Source organism: Aeromonas sp. sif2433, assembly GCF_019218705.1.
Classification (GTDB): Bacteria; Pseudomonadota; Gammaproteobacteria; order Enterobacterales; family Aeromonadaceae; genus Aeromonas; species Aeromonas encheleia.
This window is the reverse complement of sequence record NZ_JAHUXD010000019.1, coordinates 12,952-36,489: the sequence shown is the minus strand read 5'-3', so window position 1 is coordinate 36,489 and position 23,538 is coordinate 12,952. Positions and strand designations below refer to the sequence as shown.

Below are 23,538 nucleotides of genomic sequence, written 5' to 3'. Positions count from 1 at the left end.
GGGGCTAATATAGCATCCAAGAATCCGCAGTAGTTTTGCGGTTCGGTCATTTAATATTTCGAAATGGTCAAAGTAAGCATGACTGACACAGTGGCAAGAGATACCAGCGTTCGCAAACGCGGCCTGTTTACCGGAAGAGTAGAGAACCTGATGATTCAGGACGGCATCCTCTTCCACAACAAGGACATCGTTCACAAGGCCGATTTCGCCACCCAGCGAGAGCTGCCGCCGCAGCTGATCATCGCCATCCCGCTCGAGAGCAAGGCGCTGATGACCTATGGCGCGACCCACAGGCTCAGAGGTTGCCGCTTTCACAAGTCCGATCCCATTGTCGCCACCGCCATCTTCTATGCCGAACCTGACATGGTGCAGGGCGCCGCCAAGGCCCATGTGCGCAGCCGCAGCATCGTCTTGTCGCTCAGCCTGCCCTGGCTTGAGCGCCACCTGATCGGCAAGCACCGCGCGCGGTTCGAACGCATATTCAACCATCACTTGAGTCGCTGCGACTGGTCGCTGCCGCCGCACCTTGGCCAGATGGCGGAAGCCTTGAACCTCACCAGCAGTCAGAATGCCCCCGAGATGCTGATGAGAGAGGCATTCGCCCTCACCGTATGGGAGAGCCTGATGACCAACATCCAGCAGATCGCCTTTGTCTGTGGCCAGCGCCACAACGAACAGCCGACCCGTCTGAAAATGTTGCTGATGGATGAAAGGGTGGACGAGATGGCACTTGCCGACATCGCCGATAGGTTGGGAATGAGTGTGTCTACCTTGCAGCGAGCGGCACAGAAAGAGCTGGGCATGAGCCTGCAGCGTTATCTGCGCGAGCGAAAGTTGCAGGAGGCGAAGGTGAAGCTAGAAGCGCGAAGCATGTCCCTGCAGGAAGCCGCGGAGCACGCTGGCTACAGCCATGCCTCGAACTTCATTACGGCGTTTCGAAAGCTGTTTGGCTTTTCACCAAAGCAACTCCTCAGGCAAGGCGAAGGAAAAATAGGAAATGGCTGCGCCCTGAACAGCCAAGCCATCGAAGGCCAGAGAAGTTCCCTCGGATAGCCTGGACACCCACATTTATGAGCGTACTCAGTGGCGCGCTGATATGAAAAAGCCCAAGCGATTGAATCGCTTGGGCTCTGAATGAATGGCGGAGGAGGTGGGATTTGAACCCACGGATGGTCGCCCATCGCCGGTTTTCAAGACCGGTGCATTCAGCCGCTCTGCCACCCCTCCGCAGCAGTGCGCCGAATATTACCCATGCCGATCCGGCTTGTAAATCCCCGCCCCGTTCGTTTGCCGATTTATTGGGCTAAACTACGCAAAAAGCCCACAAACAGGGCATGAGCCGCGCTTTTTAGACCGGATAACTTGACTTGAAAACAGACTCACCCACTATAGTGGCCACCACGATATTCCAGCAAGATGGACTTATGAGAATCAAACATGCCCTGATCGCAGCCTTGACTGGCGCGACCCTGCTTGCGGCGCCGGTGCAGGCGAGCGAGCTGACCAAAACGGATGTCGAGCAGATCGTGCGCGACTACCTGGTCAAGAATCCTGAAATACTGGTCGAGATGTCCAATGCCCTGCGCGCCAAGCAGGAGAGCCAGCAGGCCGCCAGCGACAAATCCCTGATCGAGGCGCATGCCAAACAGCTCTATTCCAACCAGGATCCCGAGAGCGGCAACCCCAAGGGCAGCCTGACCGTGGTCGAGTTCTTCGACTACAACTGCGGCTACTGCAAGCGCGCTCACCCGCTCGTCAAGCAGCTGCTCGGTGAAGACAAGGAGATCCGCTACATCTACAAGCAGTTCCCCATACTGAGCGAGACCTCCTACTATGCCGCCCGCGCCGCCCTGGCGGTGCAGTTGGGTCAGCCTGATAAGTACCAGACCTTCCACGACAAGCTGTATGCCCATCAGGGCCCGCTGGCCGACGAAGCCCAGGTGAAAGCGATCGCCACGGCCGCCGGGGTGGACTGGAGCAAGGTCGAGGCCAAGTTCAAGGACGGCAGCATCGATCAGAACCTCGGCACCAACCGTGCCCTGGCCGAAGCCATGAGCATCTCGGGCACCCCGGCCTTCATCATCGGTGACCAGATCCTGCGCGGTGCACCGCGGGATCTGGCGAGCCTGCAGGCCATCGTCAAGGACGTGCGCGCAGGCAAGAGCATCCAGTAAGCTCGCCACGCTGTGATAAAAAAACGCCCCGGCCATGCCGGGGCGTTTTGCTATTCGGGCTTCAGCCCCTCAGGCCTGATAGCCGTTCGGGTTCTGGCTTTGCCAGCGCCAGGTGTCGACCATCATCTGCTCGAGCCCGCGCTCCGCGCGCCAGCCCAGCTCGGTGCTGGCCTTGTGCGGCTCGGCCCAGCACTCGGCGATGTCGCCGGGGCGACGGGGCTTGACCTGGTAGGGAATGGGGCGACCGCTGGCCGCCTCGAACGCGGCTATCATCTCCAGCACAGAGTAACCCTGGCCGGTGCCCAGGTTGTAGGTGAAGACCCCGGTGTCGCTCGCGATGCGGGCCAGCGCCTTGAGGTGACCGATGGCGAGATCCACCACGTGGATGTAGTCGCGCACCCCGGTGCCGTCCGGCGTCGGGTAGTCGTTGCCAAACACCCCCAGCTCCTTGAGCTTGCCCACCCCGACCTGGCTGATGTAGGGCAGCAGGTTGTTGGGAATGCCGTTGGGATCTTCGCCGATGAGGCCGCTCTCGTGGGCGCCGACCGGGTTGAAGTAGCGCAGCAGCACTATGGCCCAGCGCGGATCGGACTTGGCGAGATCCCGCAGTATCTCTTCCACCATCAGCTTGGAGCGGCCATAGGGGTTGGTCGCGCTGGTGGGAAAATCTTCCCGCAGGGGCACAGAGGCGGGATCGCCATAGACGGTAGCCGATGAGCTGAACACCAGCCGGAACACGCCGGCTTTGGCCATCTCCTCGCACAGCACCAGGGTGCCGGTCACGTTGTTCTGGTAATAGGTGAGCGGGATCTGGCTCGACTCCCCCACCGCCTTGAGGCCGGCGAAGTGGATCACAGATTCAATCTTGTGGGCGGCGAACAGCCGCTGCAGGCAGGCCCGGTCGAGAATATCGCCCTCGACGAAGGTGACCGCCTGGCCGGTGATCCGCTCGACCCGCTTGAGCGACTCGGGCGATGCGTTGGACAAGTTATCCAGCACCACCACCCGCTGCCCCGCATTGAGCAACTCGACCAGAGTATGGGAGCCGATATAGCCGGCGCCGCCCGTGACCAGTATTGTCATTTTATCATCCCGTGTTCTGCTGAAACTGGGACAGAGTCTACCCGTCCGCCCCCACAGGGAAAAGACGAAGAGATCAATGACGCCCTCAATACGCCAGACTGATGTCCCCTTTGGCGGTGCAGGAGCAGGCCAGCGCCACCCCGCTCTCGAGATCCTGCGCGCTCAGCGTCACCACGCTCTGGCGCTCGATCTCGCCGGTCGTGGTGCAGCGGCAGGCGCCACAGACCCCGGCGCGGCAGGCGGCCGCCATGGTCTCGCCGGCACCCTCGAGGGCGGCCAGCAGGGTCTGGCCCGGCAGTATCTTCACCTTCTTGCCGCTTTTTTTCAGGGTCAGCCAGAAATGGTCGCCATCGGTGGCCACCGGCGCCGCCTCGGGCAGGCCGAATGACTCCTGATGCAGTTGATCGACCGGCAGGCCCAGCTCCGCCAGCATGGTGCTCACCGCGGCCATGTAGGGCGCGGGCCCACACAGGTAGACGTGACGGCTGAGCAGGTCAGGCGCCAGTTCCCTCAGCATGGCGGGGTCGAGCCGGCCGAGCCAGGGGTGAGTGGTCTGGTCCTGCTCCAGCACTTTCTCCAGCACTAAAGCATGGCGCAGCCCGCTATGAGCCTCGGCCAGGGCCGCCAGTTCGCTGGCGAAGATCACGTCCTCGGGGGAGCGGGCGCTGTGGATGAAACGAATGTCCGCCTCAGGGCGTTTGGCCAGCTCGTCGCGCAGCATGGCCCACATGGGGGTGATGCCGGAGCCCGCGCTCAGCAGCAGCGGTCGCTCGCAGGGCAAGGCGCTCAGGTTGAAGTCGCCGAAGGGGCCGTCGGCCCGGATCTCATCCCCCGGCTGCAGGCTCTGGTGCAGATGATGGGACACCAGCCCCACATCCTTGATGGTGACCTGCCAGAAAGGATCTTGCGGGCTGGAGGAGAGGGTGTAGGCGCGGCACTTGGGCTCGCCGCCTACCTCGGTGTGCAGGGTCAGGCACTGGCCGGCCAGCACCGGGGGCAAGGCGCCATCGACGACGGCGAACTGCCAGCTCACCACATCATGGGTGTCGGCACGGCGGCCAATGCAGCGCAGGGTGAGAGAGGTCATCACAAGGCTCCTCGGTCTGATGAAAAGGTCTGATTCGAAAAAAGGCGAGCCGGGGGGCTCGCCAAAGGCTTACAACACGCTGAGATGATCAGGCTGGCACAGCCTGCGGCGTCAGGCCGCCAGGATCTCGGCCAGATCCGCTTCGGCCGTGGTGGTGCCTTTCAGGCCGAACTGCTCCTCCAGCACCTTGAGCAGGGCCGGGGTGAGGAAGGCCGGGGCGGTCGGGCCGGTGCGGATGTCCTTCACCCCGAGCGCCAGCAGGGTGAGCAAAATGACGATGGCCTTCTGCTCGAACCAGGAGAGCACCAGGGTCAGCGGCAGATCGTTGACGCCGCACTCGAACGCCTCGGACAGCGCCAGTGCCAGCTGGATGGCGGAGTAGGCATCGTTGCACTGGCCCACGTCCAGCAGACGGGGAATGCCGCCAATGTTGCCGAAGTCGAGTTTGTTGAACTTGTACTTGCCGCAGCCCAGGGTGAGCAGCAGGCTGTCTTGGGGGGCGGCCTTGGCAAATTCGGTGAAGTAAGCGCGCTCGGCCTTGTCGCCGTCACAACCGCCCACCAGGAAGAAGTGGCTGATCTCGCCGGCCTTGACCTTGTCGATCACCGCGGGGGCGGCCTGCATCAGGGCGTTGCGGGCGAAGCCGATGGTGATGAAGTGCTCGAGCTCGGTGTGCTTGAAACCTTCCAGCGCCAGTGCCTTCGCCACCACGGCGAAGAAATCTTCCCCCTCCAGATGGGTCACGCCCGGCCAGCCGACGATGGAGCGGGTGAAGATGCGATCGCTGTAGTCGCCCACGTTGGGGTCGATGATGCAGTTCGAGGTCATCACCACGGCGCCGGGGAAGTTCGCGAACTCCTTCTGCTGGTTCTGCCAGGCGGAGCCGTAGTTGCCCACCAGATGGGGGTACTGCTTGAAGAAGGGGTAGGCCAGCGCCGGCAACATCTCGCCGTGGGTGTAGACATTGATGCCAGTGCCCATGGTCTGCTCCAGGATCAGCTTGAGATCCACCATGTCGTGGCCGGAGACCAGGATGCACTTGCCCGGGATCGGGGTGACGCGCACCTGGGTCGGCTCAGGGTGGCCGAAGGCGCTGGTCTCGCCGAGATCCAGCATCTCCATGACACGGAAGTTGAGCAGGCCTATCTCCATGGCGCACTTGAACAGGGGATCCAGCTCGCTCGGGTCCGTGCTGAGCCAGCTCATGATGCGATGGAACTCGGCGGCCACCTCACTGTCCTGCTGACCCAGCACCCGGGCGTGCTCCATGTAGGCGGCGGCGCCCTTGAGGCCATAGAGGCAGAGCAGACGCAGCCCCATGATGTTTTCGTGCACCTCGCTCTTGCCGCGGTTGACCGCGGTCTGCGGCGCATGGGCCAGCTGCTCCAGCAGCTCGGCACCCGGCTCGAAGCCGGCGGCCTCGGGCAAACCGGTAACCTGTACCGCCAGCGCGGCCAGACGGCCGGCCAGTTGCCGACGATGAGCCAGCGCCTGGTTGACATAGCCGACGATGCGGGCGGAGTCGAAGTTGACGTTGGTGAGGGTGGCGAAGAAGGCCTTGGGCACGAAGGCATCGATCTCGTTGTCGATGACGCCGTGCTCGCGGGCGGCCAGCGCCCAGGCACTGAGGCCCTGCAGCGCATAGATCAGCACATCCTGCAGATCCGAGGTCTCAGCCGTCTTGCCGCACATGCCCTGTGCGTAAGCGCAGCCATTGCCTGCCGGGGTACGAATTGTCTGTTCACATTGCACACAAAACATCATGCCTCTCCTAATTGGACATTTCAGTTACTTGTTTTGTGGCGATTCTATGCCCTTCGCGAAAAACTTAATAGGCATTCAATTTGCCAATTAAGTTTTCATTGATGCAGATCAAAAACAAAAAAGCCGCCCAGACAGGGCGGCAAGCAGGTGGATTAAAGGAGAGACAATTCGGTGTGCGGTAACGAGAAGAGCGGATCAGGCCAGATAGGCACGCAACATCCAGACCAGTTTTTCCTGCTGCTGCACATAGTCGGAGAGGATGGACGCCGTGCCCTCGTCACCGGCCTCGGCGGCCTGCCCCAGGATCCTGCGTTGGGCCACCAGCAGCTCGCGGAAGCTCTCCAGCAGCGACTCGACACAGGCACGGCCGTCGTGCAGCCCCTTCTGCTCTGGGATGGCGGAGACCTTGAGATAGTCGCTGAAGCTGTGCATGGGCACCCCATCCAGGGTGAGGATGCGCTCGGCCAGGGCATCGACCTTGAGCAGCAGGTCGTTGTAGATCTCTTCAAATTTCAGGTGCAGCTCGAAGAACTGGTTGCCGCGGATGTTCCAGTGGAAGCCACGGACGTTCATGTAGAGGATCTGGTAGCTGGCCAGCAACTTGTTCAGCTCGGCGGCCAGGGCTTGTGATTGAACGGTATCAAGACCAATGGGGCTCTTCATCATTCACCTCCAGGTGGGGAAACATTATTGGGAACGGAGTCAGCATATCCCCGCACAGACTCAAAGGACAATCGTCCCTGCCTTGCCCATTGATAGCGAATGGCTATCGCCCAGCGGGCTCCAGCTCCTGACTCATCCCCCGAGCCGCTCGATGTAGAGGATCACCTCCCCCAGGTGAATGCCGAACTTGCTGATCTCGGCGCGATTGATCAGGCGATCTTCATCCAGCAGATACATCCAGTCATCGAAGCTCACCCGCACCAGCTCCCCGTCCGGCAGGGCCAGATCGAGTTGATAGCGCCAGTTCAGGGCAAAGCCTTCCGTCTTGCCCACCGCCTCCCCCACCACGTCCGAGGCGGTGCCGCGCCAGTGCCCATCCGCCCCCTTGTTCAAAAACCAGGTGCGGGTCTGCCGGCGGCCGTCATCGAAATAGAACTGCTCGAACAGCTCCCCCTTACCCTCTCGCCAGCGCCCCAGCATCTCGACCCGAAAGCGACTGGTCACTTCGCCGCTGCGGTCTGTCACCAGGCCATGGGCCACCAGCTTGCCATTGAAGAAACGGGCGAGATCCCAGTTCGGACCCTGCCCTCGATAGTCATCGAGGCTGGCACCACAAGCTGCCAGCAGCAGAAGTGGCCACAGCAGCAGCATGCGCCATGTGCGGTAGAGAGGCATGAGGGGCTCCAGCATCAGGGTTGGCCGCGCAGGCGGCGGGTAAGGGCGGGATCGCGACTGTTGTCGGCGAGCCAGATGGCCAGAAAGGTGGCGGAAAACTGCGGATCGGCGAGGGAACCCAGGGGCTTGTCCTGCCACCAGAAGTGGCCGGCTCCCGCACTGTCCACATAGAAGGTCAGTCTGTCCCCCGCCCCGACATCGGGCCAGAGGGCGGCAAGCCGGCCGAGCCAGCGCTCGCGATCCGTCTCGCTGCCAAGCCCGAGCCGCTGCCACTCGGCGGCGGTGGCGCTCAGCAGATCCTCCCGCTCTATGGCTCTGGCATAGGTCAGGGTGAGGGCCTGCGGATAGCGACCGGGCTCGTAGCGGCCGCTCGCGCTGTAGAGGGTGGCGTCATAGAGCTTGAACCAGAGCCAGCTCATCTCCCCCTGCCCGACCGCGCGCAGCTGCTGCCAGGGGACGGCAGAGGCCTGCACGGCAGTGGCCACAAGCAGCGTCAGCGCCGCCAGCAAGGCACTAATTCCACCCCATGTGCCAATGGGCAGGATCTTCCAGTTCATGCCAGTCCATCTCCTGTTCCTGCAGGGTATTGATATCCTGCATCACCACGCTCGCCAGTTGACCTCGCGCATCCCGCTGGCAGGCCACCACCAGGTAGAAGCGATCGGCCAGCTCGTACTGGCTCTCCTTGGTCCATTTGGAAAACAATAAGGCGTCGGTCGAAAAGGCGTTCATCTCGGCTCACCCTCCAGCATCACCGTTACCCACAGCAGTACGGGTAACCACCACATCCAGATCACCGCCAGCAGCGCCGTGCTGATCCAGATGCCCCAGGGTAAGTGTACGGCCCCCATGGCAGCCCCCGCCACATAGGAACTGGCGCCCCCCACCATGCCAAAGAGCGCCTGCTGCCAGCGGGGCAACCGCTGCAGCCAGCCCATGCCATGGGCCAGGGTGAGGGCAAAGCCGAGCCAAAGCAGCCCCAGCCAGAGCGGGAAACCGGCCGGAAACTGGAACAGGCCGAGCCGCCAGAGCAGGCCGTCGAGCAGGCTGCCGGCCAGGGCCACCGGCAATAACCGCAGATCGCGCCTGCGGCTGGGGGAGAAGAGGAAATGAAGCAACAGCATCAGCAGCAGCGGGCCAGGTTGCTGCCATTTCACCGCCAGCAGCCAATAGAGGTTGAACCCCAGCAGCTGGGCCCACTGCCACATGGTCAGTGACTGCTCACTGGCAGATCACCGGACCAGCCGAGCGGACCCGGCTTGGCCGCCTCCAGCTGCACCAGGCTGATGGCCCGCTCCCAGAAGCCCCCCTCGCAGTAGGCAAAATAGAAGTGCCACAACCGGATGAAGTCCTGGCTGTAGCCGAGCCTTGGCAACTCCGGGGTCAGCGCCAGGAAGCGTTCGCACCAGTGGGCCAGGGTGCGGGCGTAGTGGTGGCCGTGATCGTGCAGCCGCACCAGCTGCATGTCGGTCTCCCGGGCGAGCAGCCCCGCCATCTGGGAGACGCTCGGCAGACAGCCGCCGGGGAAGATGTAGCGCTGGATGAAGTCGACACCGCGCAGATACTGGGCGTGGCGCTGATCGGCTATGGTGATGGCCTGAATGAGCAGGCGGCCGCCGGGTCTGAGCAGGCGCGACAGCTGGCGGAAGTAGTCCGGCAGGAAGGCGTGCCCCACCGCCTCTATCATCTCGATGGAGACCAGCTTGTCGAAGCTCCCCTCCAGTTTGCGGTAATCCTCCAGCAGCAGGGTGATGCGGTCCCCCAGCCCCTCCCGGGCAATCCACTCTTTTGCGTAGTCATGCTGGGCCTGGGAGATAGTCGTGGTGGTCACCCGGCAGCCATGGTGGCGGGCTGCATAGACCGCCAGGCCGCCCCAGCCGGTGCCTATCTCCAGCAGGTGATCGTCCGGCCCCAGCTCGAGCCGCTCGCAGATGGTGCGCAGCTTGGCCTGCTGCCCCTGCTCCAGGGTGGCCTCGGCGCTCGGGTAGATGGCGCTCGAGTACTGCATGTGGCTGTCGAGGAAGCCCTGATAGAGGGTATTGCCGAGATCATAGTGAGCGGCGATGTTGGATCTCGAGCCGGTCAGGGTATTGCGATTGAGCCAGTGGCGCACCTTGTTGAAGGGGAAGCTGAGCCAGCCCAAACGCCGCTCCAGGCTGTCGAGCAACGTCAGGTTGCGGGCCAGCAGCCGCACCAGGGCCACCGGATCCGGGCTGGTCCAGAGCCCCTCCACCCAGGTCTCACCGGCGGCTATGCTGCCCCCCAGCAACAGGCGGCGATAGAAGGCCGGATCCTGCACTATCACCTCGGCATGGAGATCGGTGCCCGCCACCCCAAAGCTGTGGCGCTCGCTGCCGTCCCGCAGCAGCAGTTGACCCTGTTCGAGACGCCCCAGCAGAGTGAGCAGCAGTTGCCTGGCCCCCTTGTCGATGAAAGAGGCAGAGAGGGTTGATTGAGCAAGTTCCATTAGCGGCTCTCCGGGTGGTTGAAGATCGGTGTTCGTTTGATAAAAAGACGCAGGGCCTGCCAGTAGATACCGAGCAGCACCTTGAGGGTCATCCAGGGCCAGCGGGCCAGCAGGGCCACCAGCCCCTGGCGCGACAGCGGCTCGCGGCGCAGCGCCAGGGTGGCGTCGAACAGCTTGGCCTCGCCGGACTTGGGATGACTCTCGATATGGATCAGCGTCTCCTGCGCCGGCGCCCTGATGCGCCAGTGGTAGCGCATGGCCAGTCCCATGAAGGGGGAGACGTGAAACGCCTTGTCGTGGGGCGCCAGAGCCGCCAGATCCAGCAGGTAGTAGTGGCGCTCATTCCAGGGGGTGTTCGACACCTCCGCCAGCAGATAGCGCGCCTCCCCCTCCCGGTAGCAGAAGTAGAAGTTGACCGGGCTGAAGTAGAAGCCCAGGCAGCGCACGTTGCCGAGCAGCAGCACCCGACCGTCAGGCTCGGCACTGCCACCAAGGGCGGTCACCTTGTCCCACACCGCCTGCTTGAGGCAGCCCTCGCTGCCACTCAGATAGTCGCGGCGGCGAAAGGAGAGCAGCCCGGCCCGCTCCACGGCGAACCAGCGCCCCTGATCGAGTTGCGGCAGCTCGTCCAGATCCAGCCCCAGCATGAAGAGGCCGTAAGAGAAGGCGTGGCGGCTCGGCGCGAAGCGGCGGTGGCGCACCGAGCCCTGCCAGATGGCGCTGATGGTATCGCTGGCGGCCTTCATAGGCTGGCTCCGAAGCGACTGGCCACGTCCAGGGCGCTACGCACCCCGTCCTCGTGAAAGCCGTTGTACCAGTAGGCGCCGCAGAAATGGGTGTGCTGCCGGCCGCAGATCTCGGCTCGTCGCTGCTGGGCGGCGATGGAGGCCTGATTGAAGACTGGATGGTGATAGACGAAGCGGCGCAGCACCTTGCTTTCGTCCACCCGGCCCTGGGGATTGAGGCTGACGCAGAAGGGCTGCGGCGAGCTTATCACCTGCAAGATGTTCATGTTGTAGCTCACCAGGGGGCGCGCCTCGTCATCATCCCCGAGCTGATAGTTCCAGCTGGCCCAGGCCTTGCGACGGCTGGGCAGGCAGCTGGCATCGGTGTGCAGCCAGACGTCGTTGGCCTGATAGGCCATGGTGCCGAGAATGACCTGCTCCCCTTCGCTCGCATCCGTCAGCAGGGTCAGCGCCTGATCGCTGTGACAGGCGAGGATCACCTCGTCAAACTGCTCCTCCCCGTAGCCGCTTAGGACCCGCGCCCCCTCGGCCGTGCGCCGTATCCCCTGCACCGGACAGGCCAGCCGGATCCGCGGCTGCCAGCCTGCGGTGAGCGGGCCTATGTATTCCCGCGAGCCGCCCGGGATCACGTACCACTGGGGACGATTGGTCACATCGAGCAGCCCGTGGTTGGCAAAGAAACGCAGGAAGAAGCCCAGCGGAAAGGCGCGCATGTCCGCCAGGGTGGAGGACCAGATGGCCGCCCCCATGGGCAGGATGTAGTGGCGGGCGAAGTAATCGCTAAAGTTCCCCACCTGCAAGAAGTCCCCCAGGGTCAGCGCGGGACACTCGCCATGTCGTTGGCCGTCGGCCAGCCAGGCGCGGGCCTCCCGGTTGAAACGCAGTATCTCGGCGACGAAGCGGTAAAAACGCGGGCTCAGCAGGTTGCTGCGCTGGGCAAACAGGGTATCCAGGTTGTGGCCGTTGTACTCCAGCCCCTCTGGGCTCTTGACCGAGAAGCTCATCTCGGTGGGCTGGCGCGCCACCCCGATCCGCTCCAGCAATTTCAGGAAATTCGGGTAGGTGCGATCGTTGAAGACGATAAAGCCGGTGTCGATGGCATAGCTGCGACCGGCCAGGCTGACATCCACTGTGGCGGTATGACCGCCGAGCAGGGGGGCCGCCTCGAACAAGGTGATGTCGTGCAGCTTGTGGAGCAGATAACCGGCGCTGAGCCCCGAGATCCCGGAGCCTATGATGGCGATCTTTTTCTTCATGAAGGGGATCCTTTCGAGATGAGGGTGCGACCGAGGCGCAGCCAGAGCCCCGTCGGCAGCGCCCCCAGCAGGCGCAGCAGCCAGATGAAGCGACGGGGGAAGTGGATCTGGTGGCGACCGGCGGCCAGCCCGCTCAGGATGACGCGGGAAGCCTGCTCCACCGTCACCAGACAGGGCATGGGAAAATCATTCTTCGCGGTGAGCGGCGTCTGCACGAATCCCGGGCGGATCAGGGTCACCCCTATGCCCCGGGCCGCGAGATCGAGACGCAGGGTGGCGGCCAGATAGTCGAGGGCGGCCTTGGAGGCGCCATAGGCCTCGGCCCTTGGCAGGGGTAGCCAGCTGACAGAGGAACTGACGATGGCGAGCCGTGATCCTGCCGCCAGCCGCGGCAGGAAGGCGGCCAGGGCGTGGCCGGTGGCGACCAGGTTGGTCTCGATCACCCGGGCAAAGAGGGCGCCGTCAAATCCCTGGGCCAGGTCCATGTATTCGCAGTTGCCGGCGTTGAGGATCAGCAGATCCAGTGCGGGCAGGCCGGCGGCAACCTCTGCCATGGCGGCGCTGTCCCGTGCATCGAACTGCAGGGGGGTGATCCCCTCATGAGCCAATGCCTGCAACCGCTCGCCGTCGCGGCCACAGCCCCACACCTGCCAGCCAGAGCGCCGATAATCGAGTGCCAGCTGGCGACCAATTCCGGAGGTGGCCCCGGTGATCAGCACACGTCCGCTCATGCTCCCAGCCTCCCCTTGATGGTGCGCACCACGGGCCCGAGCAGTGGCAACTGCTCGTAGATCATGGCGCCGAGATCGAAGTAGTCCCGGTGCAGGCAGACCTTGCCCCAGGCATCGAACTGCAGTCGGGTGGCGCCCTCGACCCGCACGGGTCGGCCGCCGGCGACCCTGGGATGGGCGAAGATCATGACCCAGCTGAGCCAGGCTTCATTGCCCTGCTGCTGCTGGCTGGTGATCTCGAAGCGGCACTCCTTGAGCCGCCCGTAGAGGGAGGAAAAATAACGGGTGAGCGCGGCCAGCCCCTCGATGCGGTGGGCCGGATCGATGAACACCACCTGATCGGCATAGATCTCCGGCAGGCGATGCAGCTGATGCTTGTCCAGTTGCAGATAGAGGACGATGAAATGGGCCAGCGCGTCGTTCATGTTATTTCTTCTCCAGGTCACGGAACATCGCGATGGCCCTCACCCGTGCAACGGCATGATCCACCATGGGCGCCGGGTAATACTGCCGCCCCTTGAGCTGCAGCCAGTCGTGGGGCTGGTGCACACAGGTGGCAGGCAGATCGGCAAGCTCAGATACCCAGGTACGGATAAACTCCCCTTGTGGATCAAATCGTTGCCCCTGAGTGGTCGGGTTGAACACCCGAAAGTAGGGGGCCGCATCGGCGCCTGTGCCCGCCGCCCACTGCCAGCCGCCGTTGTTGGCCGCCAGATCCCCGTCAATCAGCTTGCTCATGAAGTAATCCTCCCCGAGCCGCCAGTGAATGTGCAGATCCTTGGTGAGAAAGCTCGCCACTATCATCCGCAGCCGGTTGTGCATCCAGCCGGTGGCGTTGAGGCAGCGCATGGCGGCGTCGACTATGGGGTAACCGGTACGTCCCTCGCACCAGGCGGCGAAGGCATCCGGGTCCCAGCTCCAGGGCAGGGCCCCGGTCTCGGGCTTGAAGGGCAGGTTCATGGAGAGGCTTGGCACCAGCACCAGCAGGTGGCGATAGAACTCGCGCCAGATGAGTTCGTTAAGCCAGACGAAACCGGGCTGCGCCTTGGACTGGGGCCGGCAACCGAGCCGCTGCTGCAAGGCCGCCACGCACTGACGCGGACTTATGATGCCGGCCGCCAGATAGGGAGAAAGAACGGAAGTGCCCGCCAGGGCTGGAAAGTCCCGGGTCTCGCCGTAGTCCAGCACCGCCTGCTCCAGAAAATCATTCAGACGGCGACTTGCCTCGGCTTCCCCCACGGGCCAGCGGGGATCCGGGGTCACGTCCCCGATCGCCTCATCGACAAAGGCCCTCTCGGCCAGCGGCTGCCACGGCTGGGATTCGCCCCGCGGCGGCGGGGCCCGGTGGATGACGAAGCCATCCTCGTCGAGCGCCTTGAGCCAGGCGCGGCTGAAAGGGGTGAACACCTTGAACATCTCCCTAGAACCGGTCAGCACCCGCCCCGGTGGCAGCACGCAGCAGCCGTTGAGCCAGTGGCAACTCGTCCCCTGCTTCGCCAAGGCCGTGTCGACGGCACGGTCGCGGCGCTGCTCGTCGAGCTCGATGGCCTGATTGGCATAGAGGCTCGTCACCCCGAGCGCCCGGGTCAGACTCGCCAGCGCCGCCGGCAGCTCGGCAAAGGTCTCGACCCGCAGCAGATGGAGCGGGATGCCGAGGGCCGCCAGTTCAAGGCCCAGCGCATCGACCCGGGCCAGAATGAAGCGCTGGCGGATGGGGGCCATCTTGTGCTGCCGCCACTGGCTCGGCGAGATGACAAAGAGAGCCGCTACCGGCTCCTCATCGGCGCCGACATTGCCGCAGCACGAGCGCAGCGCCGGGTTGTCGGCCAGACGCAAGTCATTGCGAAACCAGACCAGCCTCATGGTTGCTTCCTCACACGCCCGCTCAAGCCGCGCGTGGCAGGCTGGTCCGCCATCACCTCGGCCAGGGTCGCCCGCCAGCCGTGGGCGGCCAACCAATCCGCGTCATAGAGTCGCCCCAGCTCGCCAAAGAGGCGGGTACCGGCGGGCCAGTCGGCGGCCAGCGCCGGCTTGCCCAGCCCGGCCCCCAGCAGCACCCGCCAGGGGGTGGTCGCCCGCCCCTCCAGCAGAGCGACGTGGCGCGGCTCCACTGCCCCCAGCAGTTGCACCTCATAGCCTTGACCTATCAGCTCGTAGGCCGCCCAGACCAGATCGAGAGGGCCGACCTGACCCCAGCTCGCCAGGGTGACGGGCAGGCCCTTCTCCTGCTCGATCAGGTGGCGGGCGAAGCGGGTGTGAAGCCAGCCCAGCCACACCTGTTGCAGCAGCTCGCCGTCCGGCCGCTCGCGCCAGAGTCCCAGCAGCCGCTCCACCAGCGGTTGCAGCACCCGGCTGCGCACCAGCTCGAAGGGGTAGCTCGCCAGCAGATCGTTAAGCTCGGCCTCCGCCTTGCGCTGGTTGAAGGCGAGCAACGCCTGGCTGACCCGCTCCAGGGTCTGCAGCCAGTGATCGCTCACCGGCTGGGCGTGGGGCTCGCTCAGCAGCCCCTTGACCTGGCCTATGCTCACTCCCCGCTCCAGCCAGCTCAGGATCTCGCCTATCTGGCGGATATCCTGCTGGCTGTAGAGACGGTGGCCCTTGTCGGTGCGGGCGGGCTGCACCAGCCCGTAGCGGCGCTGCCAGGCCCGCAGGGTGACGGCATTGACTCCGGTGAGGCGGGAGACCTCGCGGATGGGGTAGATCCCCTCATCAGGCAGAGGAGCAACTTCTTGCGGTAAATCAGACATGGTTACTTCCATTCAACAGGGTATGGACGCCCCGGCGCTGATGCGTATCCGGGGTCGCAGCACAAGGATTCAGAGCCCGTAGCGCAGCTTGAGCGTATCGGGGTACGGGTTGAGATAGACCTGCTCGGCGAGATAGGCATTGGGATATTCCCGCAGATGGTGGCGGATCAGGGTGAGCGGCACCAGCAACGGAAATATGCCGGTGCGGTACTTGTCGATGGTGTCGCAGAGCTCCTGCTTCTGGGGCCCACTTAGCACCCGCTTGAAGTAGCCCTGCAGGTGCATCAGCACATTGGTGTGGCTGCGGCGATTGGCGCGCAGGGTCAGCGCCGCCATCAAGCCCCTGATGTAGCTGTCTGCCACCTGCTGCAGGTTGGCCTTGCCGAGGTTGCCGAGCAGCTTGCCGAGGGTGCGGTAGTGGGTGCTGGCGTGGGAGAGCACCAGATACTTGTAGCGGGAGTGAAAGCGAATGAGGGCGGCGGCGGTGATCCCGCGGGCGCAGAGCAGCTGCCAGTCGTGATAGGCGAAGACCCGCAGCACGAAGTTCTCCCGCAGTATGGGATCGCACAGGCGGCCATCCTCCTCCACCGGCAGCAATGGGTTGGCCGCCATCAACGCCTTGGCAAAGAGGCCGATCCCCTCCTTGGCGCTCCCCTCGTTGTTGGCACCATAGATGCGCACCCGCTCCATGCCGCAGCTGGGGGACTTGGCGCAGAGGATGTAACCGGAGAGGAAATCGAGCTGGCGCGCTTTCTGCTCGCTGAAGGCGATGAGCCGCTCGGTGACGTCAAAGCTGCCGTTGCTCGCCTCGGCACGCACCTCCCCATGGCGCTTGACCAGCCGGATGGCGGCGCGCGGCGCGCCGAGGCCGATGGCCATCTCGGGGCAGACGGGGTGATAGTCGAAGTGAGCGCCAAGATCCCGTTCGCAGAAGCTGGAGCGCTTGTGGCCCCCGTCAAACCGCACTTCCTGCCCCAGCAGGCAGGCACTGATACCGACCTTGATCTTGTACATGACTTCGCCCCTTGTATAAGAATTGGATCAGTTATAGCAGTTATACAAAGGAATGGAAGTTGTATAACTATTAAGGACCGATACGACACATGGGCGAAAACAGGATCACCGGAAAATGAAAAAGCCCATGACCGGGGCCATGGGCAAAGACACGACAGGATGGAAAAATTAGAAGCTGTACTTCACACCCACGCTGGAGATGGATCCCTGTTGCAGGTCCCACTTGCGATAGGTGTAGTCGGCGGTGAGGGCCAGGTTCTGGCTCACCTTGTAGGCGGCGCCCACTTTGAAATCGTGCATGTCATCGGTCATGTTGGCGTAACGATAGCCGGTGGAGAGTTCCATCACTCCCAGGTCGTAACGCAGGCCCACTTCGCCGTACAGGCTGCCGCTCTCCTTGCGGGTGATGTTGTCCCAGCCGGAGTCGTTCACGTCGGCGGCCAGCTCACGCTCCATGCTGTAGCCCATCAGGCCCGCTTCACCGTATAGATTCAGACCTGAGCTGAGGGGGGTGAACACCCCCATCCCCAGATTGGTGATGGCCATGCTGTCGTTGCCGCTGTTGCGCGAGGTGTATTCGGTGCCCAGACGGCCATAGAAGTTGGAACCGAAGCTCTTGGACAGATCCAGGCTCAGACCGCCAAAGTCACGGTTGTTGCTGTCCTTGCCACCGACGTAGTCAGACTTGCTGTGAGCCCAGGTAGCGGAGCCCTTGACGTAGCTGAAGGCATCCTGCGCCATGACGGAGGTGGAAGAGAGGCCGGCCAGTACCAGAATAGACAGTGCGACTTTTTGCATTTTGTTGACTCCATAGGTAGAGCTAGTGAGGACCTAGCTGGAATGGAGCCATTGTGACGGCTAGCGGGGACGGTGCCGAGCGGCAAGCTGTTGCCAAACCATTGCAGATGTAAGCAAATATTGCTGGCCGTGACCGGGTTAACAATTGAACGAAAACAGGCTCCGTGATGGAGCCTGTTTGCTGATGCTCGCCGTGTGGCGAAGAGTCAGCGGAATTCCACTTCGTCGATCTGCACTCGCACCAGCGGCTTGCCGCCGAGGCCCGCGGGGCGAGCCAGCTCGATGGCCCGCGAGGGACGCTGCTCGCCCTTGCGCAGATAGGAGTCGGGCAGGCGGTTCTCGCCGGCCCAGAACCTGACCTCCTGGCTCGTCAGCTGGACGCCCTGCTCGGTGAACAGGGTGACGCTGCCGCTGACCCGCACCACGTTGCGACTGCCGCTATTGTTCAGCATGAATTGCAGTTGCAGCGGATCGTCGCCATCGATCTGGGTCAGCTGGACGCCTATGCCATCCTTGCTCGCCTGGGAGAGCATGTCCGGGTTGGTCAGCGCCTGCTCGGTCAGCACCGGCGCCGCCACGGCGCCCTTGGCCACCCCGGCCGTCGCCGCCGGCTTGACCAGCAGATATTCCCAGGTGAAGTCATCGTTGAGCTGAACCTGGCGACCATCCGGCAGAGTGACCTGGCTGAGGGGGGCGGCCTGGGCCAGCAGGGGAGAGAGACAGAGGGCGACCAGCAGTCGGGACAGGGGCTTCATAGGCTAGTGACTCGATAGAGATGCAGGAGGGCGTCAGTATAGAGAGTCGGGACCCGCTTGCCTATGACCCGACTCACGTAACGGCGCTCTCCCTCCCTGGACTCAGACGGCCAGCTCTTGCGGATCCTCGCCCGGCACCATGTCCAGGGTCACCAGATCGAACGCTGTGCTCTGCAGGGCCTTGAGGATGCTGGCCTGCATGTCGAAGGCCCGCGCCCGCATACGCTGGGGCACCCGCACCCTGGCCAGGGTGGTCACCCGATCCGCCAGGGTGTGGAAGAACACCTGCACCCCGTCCAGCCCCATGTCGGCCAGCATCTCCTCGGCCATGTCCACCATCCGCAGGTGATCCCGGTCAAGGGAGTCGGGATCGGCGAAGCGGCTGCTCAGGCAGCCGTTGCCGCCATGACCCCAGAGATCCAGCCGCCGCTTGTTGAAGCCGTAGCGAAAGTCGCGATCCGTCATGCCCTGCTCGGCGAAACACCAGAGCGTGTTGGCTGGCAGGCTGCCGAAGTGGTGCAGATAGCGCAACTGCTCCTCGGCAGAGGCGGGCAACAGGATCGGCTGATGACCCCAGTTGCTCTCCAGCGCCGTCAGCTGACAGACGTAACGGATGGGATCGATCGCCTTGCCAGCACGGCCGGGGGCGTTGCAGATGAGGATCTCGTCGGTCTTGAGCACCTTGTGCTCTATGCCGTAATGGCGGCAGTAGCGCTTGGCCCGGGCGACCGCCTGGCGGCTGAGGGTCGGGCTGTCCAGGGTGATGGCCCGGATCCTGGCCCCGCTGGCGCGGCACAGATCCATGCTGTAACAGGACGCCAGCCGGCCGGAGAAGGAGACGATCAGTTCGCCATGACCGGCCAGGGTCTCGATGAGCAGCTGTTCCCTGGCCTGAAAGGTCTGATCGTATCCCCGATTCAGCACGACAACATTGGCATCCATGACAACAGCTCCGGATGGTGAATTAGGTGCCATTTTGTCGTTTTAAAGCTGAATAGACCCTTAAAGGATGCGGATAAAACCGTGTTTTATTTCATCAGGCCTCTAACGAAGCCTGCTTGAGTCGAGCGCGGATCTCCTTGCGCGACCCGGCTCAGCCGGGCAGCCATCCCTGCTCGACCAGCGCTTCGGCGCCAGCAGGCCCTCTCACCCTGCGCACTATGCCCACCGGATCCCAGCTCACCACCACCCGTCCCAGATCGAAGATAATCGCCATCGTCACCCGCTCCTGATATCAGCCCTCACCATAGACAGGACCAACATGGCGCTGATCACCGCCTCTGGCCCGAGCCAATTACCCTGCCCCGTTCGCCGCCCCCGGGCAAGTTTTACTTGCATCCGGCAGCCAAATCCCTTAATGGTTATGACGTTACATTCAGGACAAGATCATGCACACACCATTCTTCTTTGTTTTCTCGTTTATCCGGCCCACTTGAGGGAAGGCCCTGTCGTCGCATCAACAGAAACCAAAGACGAATCGAGCCTCCCCTAGCGGAGGCTTTTTTTTGCTGCTACCACCACAGATTACTTGGATAGGGAACCACAATGGCAACGCTCGACGAGATCAGACAAGACATCACCCAGTTGGATCAGGAGCTGCTCACCCTGCTGGCCAAACGCAAGACCCTCAGCATCGAGGTCGCCCGCGCCAAGCAGGCCAACCCGCGTCCCATCCGCGACACCCAGCGTGAGCAGGATCTGCTGGTCGCCCTGATCCAGCAGGGCCGGCTGCTCGGGTTGGATGCCCAGTACATCACCCGCCTCTATCACACCATCATCGAAGACTCTGTGCTCTCCCAGCAGGCCTATCTGCAGAGCCTGCTCAACCCCGAGCAGCAGGAGCCCATGACCAGCGTCGCCTACCTGGGTCCGCGCGGTTCCTACTCCAGCCTGGCGGCGCGCAAGTACCTGGCCCGCTACAAGGATCAGGTGATCGAGGTAAACTGCCAGAATTTCCGCGAGGTGCTGGATTCGGTGGAATCTGGCCGCGCCGCCTTCGGGGTGCTGCCCATCGAGAACACCAGCTCGGGCTCCATCAACGAGGTGTATGACGTGATGCAGCACACCACCCTCTCCATCGTCGGTGAGCTGACCTACCCCATAGAGCACTGCATCCTCACCGCGGTGCCGACCGAACTCGCCCGCATCAAGACCTTCTACGCCCACCCGCAGGTGTTCCAGCAGTGCTCCCACTACCTGAGCAAGCTGGAAGGGGCCCGCCACGAGATCTGCGACTCCTCCTCCAGCGCCATGATGAAGGTCAAGGAGCTAGGGAGCCCGGAGGCGGCCGCCATCGGCAGTGCCGCCGGCGGTGAACTGTACGGGCTGGATGTGCTGGCCGAGCAGCTCGCCAACCAGAAGGAGAACTACAGCCGCTTCATCGTGGTGGCGCGCAAGCCCATCGACGTGGCGCCCCAGATCCCGGCCAAGACCACCCTCATCATGTCCACCTCCCAGCGCCCCGGCTCCCTGGTGGAGGCCTTGCTGGTGCTGCGCAGCCACGACATCAACATGACCAAGCTGGAGTCCCGTCCGGTGCAGGGCAATCCCTGGGAGGAGATGTTCTATCTGGATGTCTCCGCCAACCTGCAGACCCCCGACATGCAGGCGGCCCTGGTGGAGCTGACCAAGATCACCCGCTACATCAAGGTGCTGGGCTGCTATCCGAGCGAAGACGTCAAGCCGACCACGGTGCCGCCGGTGCTGCTGGGCAACCAGTGATGCGCGGCTGAGGCTCCTCGCCCCCGAGATAGACAAAAGGCGAACCCTGGGTTCGCCTTTTTGCTGTCACGCTGCGGGCCGCGTCCGGCCACTCATCTCAAAACTGGTCAGCCATCAGCTGATTGATGTTATAGAGGGTGCGGGTATCGAGCTCCATCTCGGTCGCATAAGTATTGCCACGAGGATAGGTCGCCACCACCTTGGCACCGCGCACCATGCCGGCCACCGACACATCCAGCGCGTTGGACGTCTGGGTCAGGTCCTTGTAGCTGCTATGGGCTTTGACTTGCTGACCATTGAGCTGCTCCGCCAGTTCGCGGTAGGCATCCATCTTGGACGCGCGGATAGCCTGCAGCATCTTTTCTGACTGGGTCGGCCCCGGCTGGATGTTGATCACCGCATAGCCGACCGCCTTGAGCACCGGAAAGTCGTCGGGCTTCCCCCCTGTCCCGTAATCCACCACGTAGTTATCGCTGGCGCACGCCGTCAGCAGCAGGGCCAGCAGGCCACCAAACAGGACTTTCATTGCATTCACTCCTTGTCAGGGGGTCAGATTGACCAGGTGGCCGCTGGTGCTGGCCTGGCTGCCGCGCATCAGGTAACCCCGATTGACCGAGGCCCGGCCGAACGAATTGCTGGCGCCGGACAGATATTGTTGCGGGATCAGGCTCTGGGCCGTGGTCTCCACCATCTTGGTACGCAGATCGATGATGCGGGCGTTGACCAGGATCCCCTGCGAGTTGCGGCTGAAGGTGCCGGTCAGGATGCGGGAGATCGGCAAACGGGAGGAGAGATCCCGGTAGTTGCGGCTCATCACGAAGTCACCCTGCGGCGTCACCTGAATGTTGCCCGTGGTCTTGAAGTCCACCACCACTTCCCCGCGCCGGTTGAGCTCGTAGATAAAGCTCTCCTCGATCTGCAGCCCCATCCAGTTCGTGTCTTTCAGGGTGTCGAGATCGACGAAGGAGGCGACGGCGATGGGTTCGGTCACCGTCGTGGGAGACTTGCGCTCCATCAGCTGATCGGTCATGCGGGCCACCAGCCAGTTGAGCTCCATCCCCTTCTCGGCCTGCCTGGGATCCCCTTGATCCCGCTTGATGGGGTCGGCGGAGCCGCAGCCGGCCAGGGCCAGCGCGAGCGCGAGCGCCGTGATGAATCTGTTCATGGATACCTATCCTGTATCTACACCTGACCTGTTATCGGTCGCGGCGGCCAACACTTGAGGCAGGAATGCGCCAGGTAGCCCGCCATCACGCTGCCGCCAGCCTGAATGTGCCCCGCTGACCGCCCCTCCCCAGCCCGTCATGAGAGCCTGCCAGCCGCCGGAATGCCAGGGATCCTGCCACCTCTCCTCCACCGGCACGGACAGGAACGGCGGAGAGCTGGAATGAGGCATGGATCTTGCTTTTATTTGCACCATGGGTGCAAACCGACCCGTGTTCATGCTGCGTATCGGCCGCTGGCGTCAACTCGGCGGCCTTTGCCAATCCGTCTATTCAAGGTGTCTGTTATGAAAGTTCCGCTGCTGTTAACCCTGCTGCTGGTCAGCCTGTCGGCCCGGGCCGAGATCATCGAGGCCCAGGGCAGCGCCGCCATCCTCGGTGGCGACGAGGCCTATGCTCGCGAGCAGGCGACCCGTGATGCGCTGCGCCAGGCCCTGCTGGCGAGCGGCGCGGCCGTCTCCAGCATCCAGCGCCTGGAAAATGGCAGCCTGCGCTCGGAGCAGATCCAGATCCGATCCGGCGGCGACATCCGTCAGTATCGGCTCAAACGGGAAGAGGTGCGCAACGGCCGCATGTACATCACGATCAAGGCTGACATCCAGGCGGAACGCCAGATCTGCCAGACCCAGCACTACGCCAAGGATTTGACGCTGGTCAGGCTGCGGCTGCGCTATCCGGATCAGGCCAGCACCGGCGCCCTCGATGACATGCCTGCCGATCTCTCCCGTCACCTGTTCGAGACCCTGGCCGGCACGCCGCAGGGAGTGGTTGCCCGTCAGTGGCTGGACGAGAATCTGCGTATCGATCCGCTCCATCTGCAGCAGGGGGATCGCAGCGCCCTGGAGGAGATCAAGGCACTCAGCCTGCGCACCGACAGCCAGTATCTGGTGCTCGGCAGCATAGATGACCTCTCCCTCGAGCCCCAGGGCAATCAACTGACCAGCTGGTACAAGGATCCCATCCGCAACTTCCGCATGCAGCTCTACCTGTTCGACGGCATCAACGGCAGCCTGCTCAGCCGCAAGGAGTACCAGGGGCGCGCCAACTGGACCTTCTCCAAGCGAGATCAGGTAGGCAGCAACAGCGGCCAATTCTGGCAGTCCAGCTACGGCCAGGAGGTGAACTACCAGCTGCAGGAGGCGGCGCAGGACATCGTCTCCCAACTGAGCTGTGCCCCGGTCACCGCCCGGGTGGTGGGCCAGCAAGAACGCGGCCCCCATATCAACCTCGGCCGCCGCAACGGCGTCCGGCTCGGGGATCAGTTCCGCATCCAGCACAGCGCCGACTTCGTCGACCCCTATGGCAAGTCCCGCATGATGCGCAACCCGGCCGACGGCCTGTTCGAGGTGGTGCAGGTGTTCGAGGATGGCGCCGTTATCAGCAGCCAGAACAAATATTCGCCGTTTAACGTCCAAGTCGGCGATCTGGCCCTATTGGAATAGGAATCAAGGGTTTAAAAGAGTGCGGCTTCTTGTATAATGCCCGCCACAAGGTTCCCGTAGCTCAGTTGGATAGAGCGGTCCCCTCCTAAGGGACAGGCCACTGGTTCGACTCCAGTCGGGAACACCATACAAGACAAGGGGTTGGCATCATCAGATGCCAACCCCTTGGTCGTTTTTGGCTTTAGCGCACTG

General features: G+C 63.2%; 25 protein-coding genes, 2 tRNA genes, 1 pseudogene and 1 other annotated feature. Of the genes and pseudogenes, 5 read left to right on the top strand and 23 right to left on the bottom strand.

What is annotated here, in order from left to right:
* Positions 1–78: 78 nt before the first annotated feature.
* Complete coding sequence (locus KW825_RS19755; RefSeq protein ID WP_256354013.1) at positions 79–1,053, top strand: AraC family transcriptional regulator; 975 nt, start codon at positions 79–81, stop codon at positions 1,051–1,053.
* Positions 1,054–1,139: 86 nt separating this feature from the next.
* Here KW825_RS19755 and KW825_RS19750 read toward each other — a convergent pair.
* Positions 1,140–1,227 (bottom strand) — tRNA-Ser (locus tag KW825_RS19750).
* Positions 1,228–1,424: 197 nt separating this feature from the next.
* On the opposite strand from KW825_RS19750, the gene KW825_RS19745 reads away from it, so the two are divergent.
* Complete coding sequence (locus KW825_RS19745; RefSeq protein WP_042654124.1) at positions 1,425–2,174, top strand: DsbA family protein; 750 nt, start codon at positions 1,425–1,427, stop codon at positions 2,172–2,174.
* Between the two features lie 69 nt (positions 2,175–2,243).
* Here KW825_RS19745 and galE read toward each other — a convergent pair whose 3' ends face one another.
* The 20 genes and pseudogenes from galE to KW825_RS19645 all read right to left on the bottom strand — a co-directional run.
* Entirely contained in the window at positions 2,244–3,257 is a 1,014-nt protein-coding gene (gene galE / locus KW825_RS19740) for a UDP-glucose 4-epimerase GalE (protein ID WP_218330176.1), read from the bottom strand.
* Between the two features lie 85 nt (positions 3,258–3,342).
* Positions 3,343–4,344, bottom strand: a complete 1,002-nt coding sequence (locus KW825_RS19735; protein ID WP_218291841.1) for a hybrid-cluster NAD(P)-dependent oxidoreductase — start codon at positions 4,342–4,344, stop codon at positions 3,343–3,345.
* Between the two features lie 111 nt (positions 4,345–4,455).
* Entirely contained in the window at positions 4,456–6,105 is a 1,650-nt protein-coding gene (hcp, locus tag KW825_RS19730; protein ID WP_218330175.1) for a hydroxylamine reductase, read from the bottom strand.
* Between the two features lie 198 nt (positions 6,106–6,303).
* Positions 6,304–6,771, bottom strand: coding sequence for a Dps family protein (locus tag KW825_RS19725; RefSeq protein ID WP_021140949.1), 468 nt, complete (start codon positions 6,769–6,771; stop codon positions 6,304–6,306).
* Positions 6,772–6,903: 132 nt separating this feature from the next.
* Positions 6,904–7,446 carry a DUF3833 domain-containing protein gene (locus tag KW825_RS19720; protein WP_218330174.1) on the bottom strand — a complete coding sequence of 181 codons (543 nt, stop codon included), beginning with the start codon at positions 7,444–7,446 and terminating at the stop codon, positions 6,904–6,906.
* Between the two features lie 14 nt (positions 7,447–7,460).
* Entirely contained in the window at positions 7,461–8,003 is a 543-nt protein-coding gene (locus tag KW825_RS19715; protein ID WP_218330173.1) for a chalcone isomerase family protein, read from the bottom strand.
* Complete coding sequence (locus tag KW825_RS19710) at positions 7,960–8,178, bottom strand: TIGR02450 family Trp-rich protein (protein WP_042654130.1); 219 nt, start codon at positions 8,176–8,178, stop codon at positions 7,960–7,962. Before KW825_RS19710 ends, KW825_RS19715 begins: the two co-directional genes overlap by 44 nt.
* Entirely contained in the window at positions 8,175–8,654 is a 480-nt protein-coding gene (locus KW825_RS19705) for a DUF2878 domain-containing protein (protein WP_218330172.1), read from the bottom strand. The genes KW825_RS19710 and KW825_RS19705 overlap by 4 nt, the downstream gene beginning before the upstream one ends.
* Before the next feature lie 2 nt (positions 8,655–8,656).
* Positions 8,657–9,913, bottom strand: a complete 1,257-nt coding sequence (locus KW825_RS19700) for a cyclopropane-fatty-acyl-phospholipid synthase family protein (RefSeq protein ID WP_218330171.1) — start codon at positions 9,911–9,913, stop codon at positions 8,657–8,659.
* Positions 9,913–10,659, bottom strand: coding sequence for a DUF1365 domain-containing protein (locus KW825_RS19695; protein WP_218330170.1), 747 nt, complete (start codon positions 10,657–10,659; stop codon positions 9,913–9,915). Before KW825_RS19695 ends, KW825_RS19700 begins: the two co-directional genes overlap by 1 nt.
* Complete coding sequence (locus tag KW825_RS19690) at positions 10,656–11,915, bottom strand: NAD(P)/FAD-dependent oxidoreductase (protein ID WP_218330169.1); 1,260 nt, start codon at positions 11,913–11,915, stop codon at positions 10,656–10,658. Before KW825_RS19690 ends, KW825_RS19695 begins: the two co-directional genes overlap by 4 nt.
* Positions 11,912–12,646, bottom strand: coding sequence for an SDR family NAD(P)-dependent oxidoreductase (locus tag KW825_RS19685; protein ID WP_218330168.1), 735 nt, complete (start codon positions 12,644–12,646; stop codon positions 11,912–11,914). The genes KW825_RS19690 and KW825_RS19685 overlap by 4 nt, the downstream gene beginning before the upstream one ends.
* Positions 12,643–13,071: a nuclear transport factor 2 family protein gene (locus tag KW825_RS19680; RefSeq protein WP_218330167.1), complete on the bottom strand. Its 429-nt coding sequence runs from the start codon at positions 13,069–13,071 to the stop codon at positions 12,643–12,645. Before KW825_RS19680 ends, KW825_RS19685 begins: the two co-directional genes overlap by 4 nt.
* A 1-nt stretch (position 13,072) precedes the next feature.
* A complete protein-coding gene (gene phrB / locus KW825_RS19675; protein ID WP_218330166.1) occupies positions 13,073–14,509 on the bottom strand; it encodes a deoxyribodipyrimidine photo-lyase in 1,437 nt (478 codons plus the stop codon).
* Positions 14,506–15,393, bottom strand: coding sequence for a MerR family transcriptional regulator (locus KW825_RS19670; protein WP_218330165.1), 888 nt, complete (start codon positions 15,391–15,393; stop codon positions 14,506–14,508). Before KW825_RS19670 ends, phrB begins: the two co-directional genes overlap by 4 nt.
* Before the next feature lie 69 nt (positions 15,394–15,462).
* Positions 15,463–16,407, bottom strand: a complete 945-nt coding sequence (locus KW825_RS19665; RefSeq protein WP_218330164.1) for a DUF523 and DUF1722 domain-containing protein — start codon at positions 16,405–16,407, stop codon at positions 15,463–15,465.
* Positions 16,408–16,575: 168 nt separating this feature from the next.
* A complete protein-coding gene (locus tag KW825_RS19660) occupies positions 16,576–17,205 on the bottom strand; it encodes an outer membrane beta-barrel protein (protein ID WP_042654140.1) in 630 nt (209 codons plus the stop codon).
* Positions 17,206–17,411: 206 nt separating this feature from the next.
* Positions 17,412–17,960, bottom strand: coding sequence for a DUF3157 family protein (locus tag KW825_RS19655; protein WP_218330163.1), 549 nt, complete (start codon positions 17,958–17,960; stop codon positions 17,412–17,414).
* Between the two features lie 102 nt (positions 17,961–18,062).
* A complete protein-coding gene (locus KW825_RS19650; protein WP_218330162.1) occupies positions 18,063–18,935 on the bottom strand; it encodes a hypothetical protein in 873 nt (290 codons plus the stop codon).
* Between the two features lie 136 nt (positions 18,936–19,071).
* Positions 19,072–19,176: pseudogene (locus tag KW825_RS19645) on the bottom strand (HAD family phosphatase); the annotation flags it as partial.
* A 168-nt stretch (positions 19,177–19,344) separates the two neighbouring features.
* Positions 19,345–19,467: a sequence feature (Phe leader region), on the top strand.
* A 38-nt stretch (positions 19,468–19,505) separates the two neighbouring features.
* Here KW825_RS19645 and pheA point away from each other — a divergent pair.
* Complete coding sequence (gene pheA / locus KW825_RS19640; RefSeq protein WP_218330161.1) at positions 19,506–20,681, top strand: prephenate dehydratase; 1,176 nt, start codon at positions 19,506–19,508, stop codon at positions 20,679–20,681.
* A gap of 97 nt (positions 20,682–20,778) precedes the next feature.
* Here the strand turns inward: pheA and KW825_RS19635 are convergent, their stop codons facing one another.
* The gene (locus KW825_RS19635) at positions 20,779–21,207 is read right to left on the bottom strand and encodes an LPP20 family lipoprotein (protein ID WP_218330160.1); all 429 of its coding nucleotides are present in this window, start codon (positions 21,205–21,207) and stop codon (positions 20,779–20,781) included.
* Between the two features lie 15 nt (positions 21,208–21,222).
* Positions 21,223–21,846, bottom strand: coding sequence for a FlgO family outer membrane protein (locus KW825_RS19630; protein ID WP_218330159.1), 624 nt, complete (start codon positions 21,844–21,846; stop codon positions 21,223–21,225).
* A 345-nt stretch (positions 21,847–22,191) separates the two neighbouring features.
* On the opposite strand from KW825_RS19630, the gene KW825_RS19625 reads away from it, so the two are divergent.
* Both KW825_RS19625 and KW825_RS19620 read left to right on the top strand, forming a co-directional pair.
* A complete protein-coding gene (locus KW825_RS19625; RefSeq protein WP_218330158.1) occupies positions 22,192–23,346 on the top strand; it encodes a flagellar assembly protein FlgT in 1,155 nt (384 codons plus the stop codon).
* 50 nt (positions 23,347–23,396) lie between these two features.
* A tRNA-Arg gene (locus KW825_RS19620) sits at positions 23,397–23,473 on the top strand.
* The last annotated feature ends 65 nt before the right edge of the window (positions 23,474–23,538 follow it).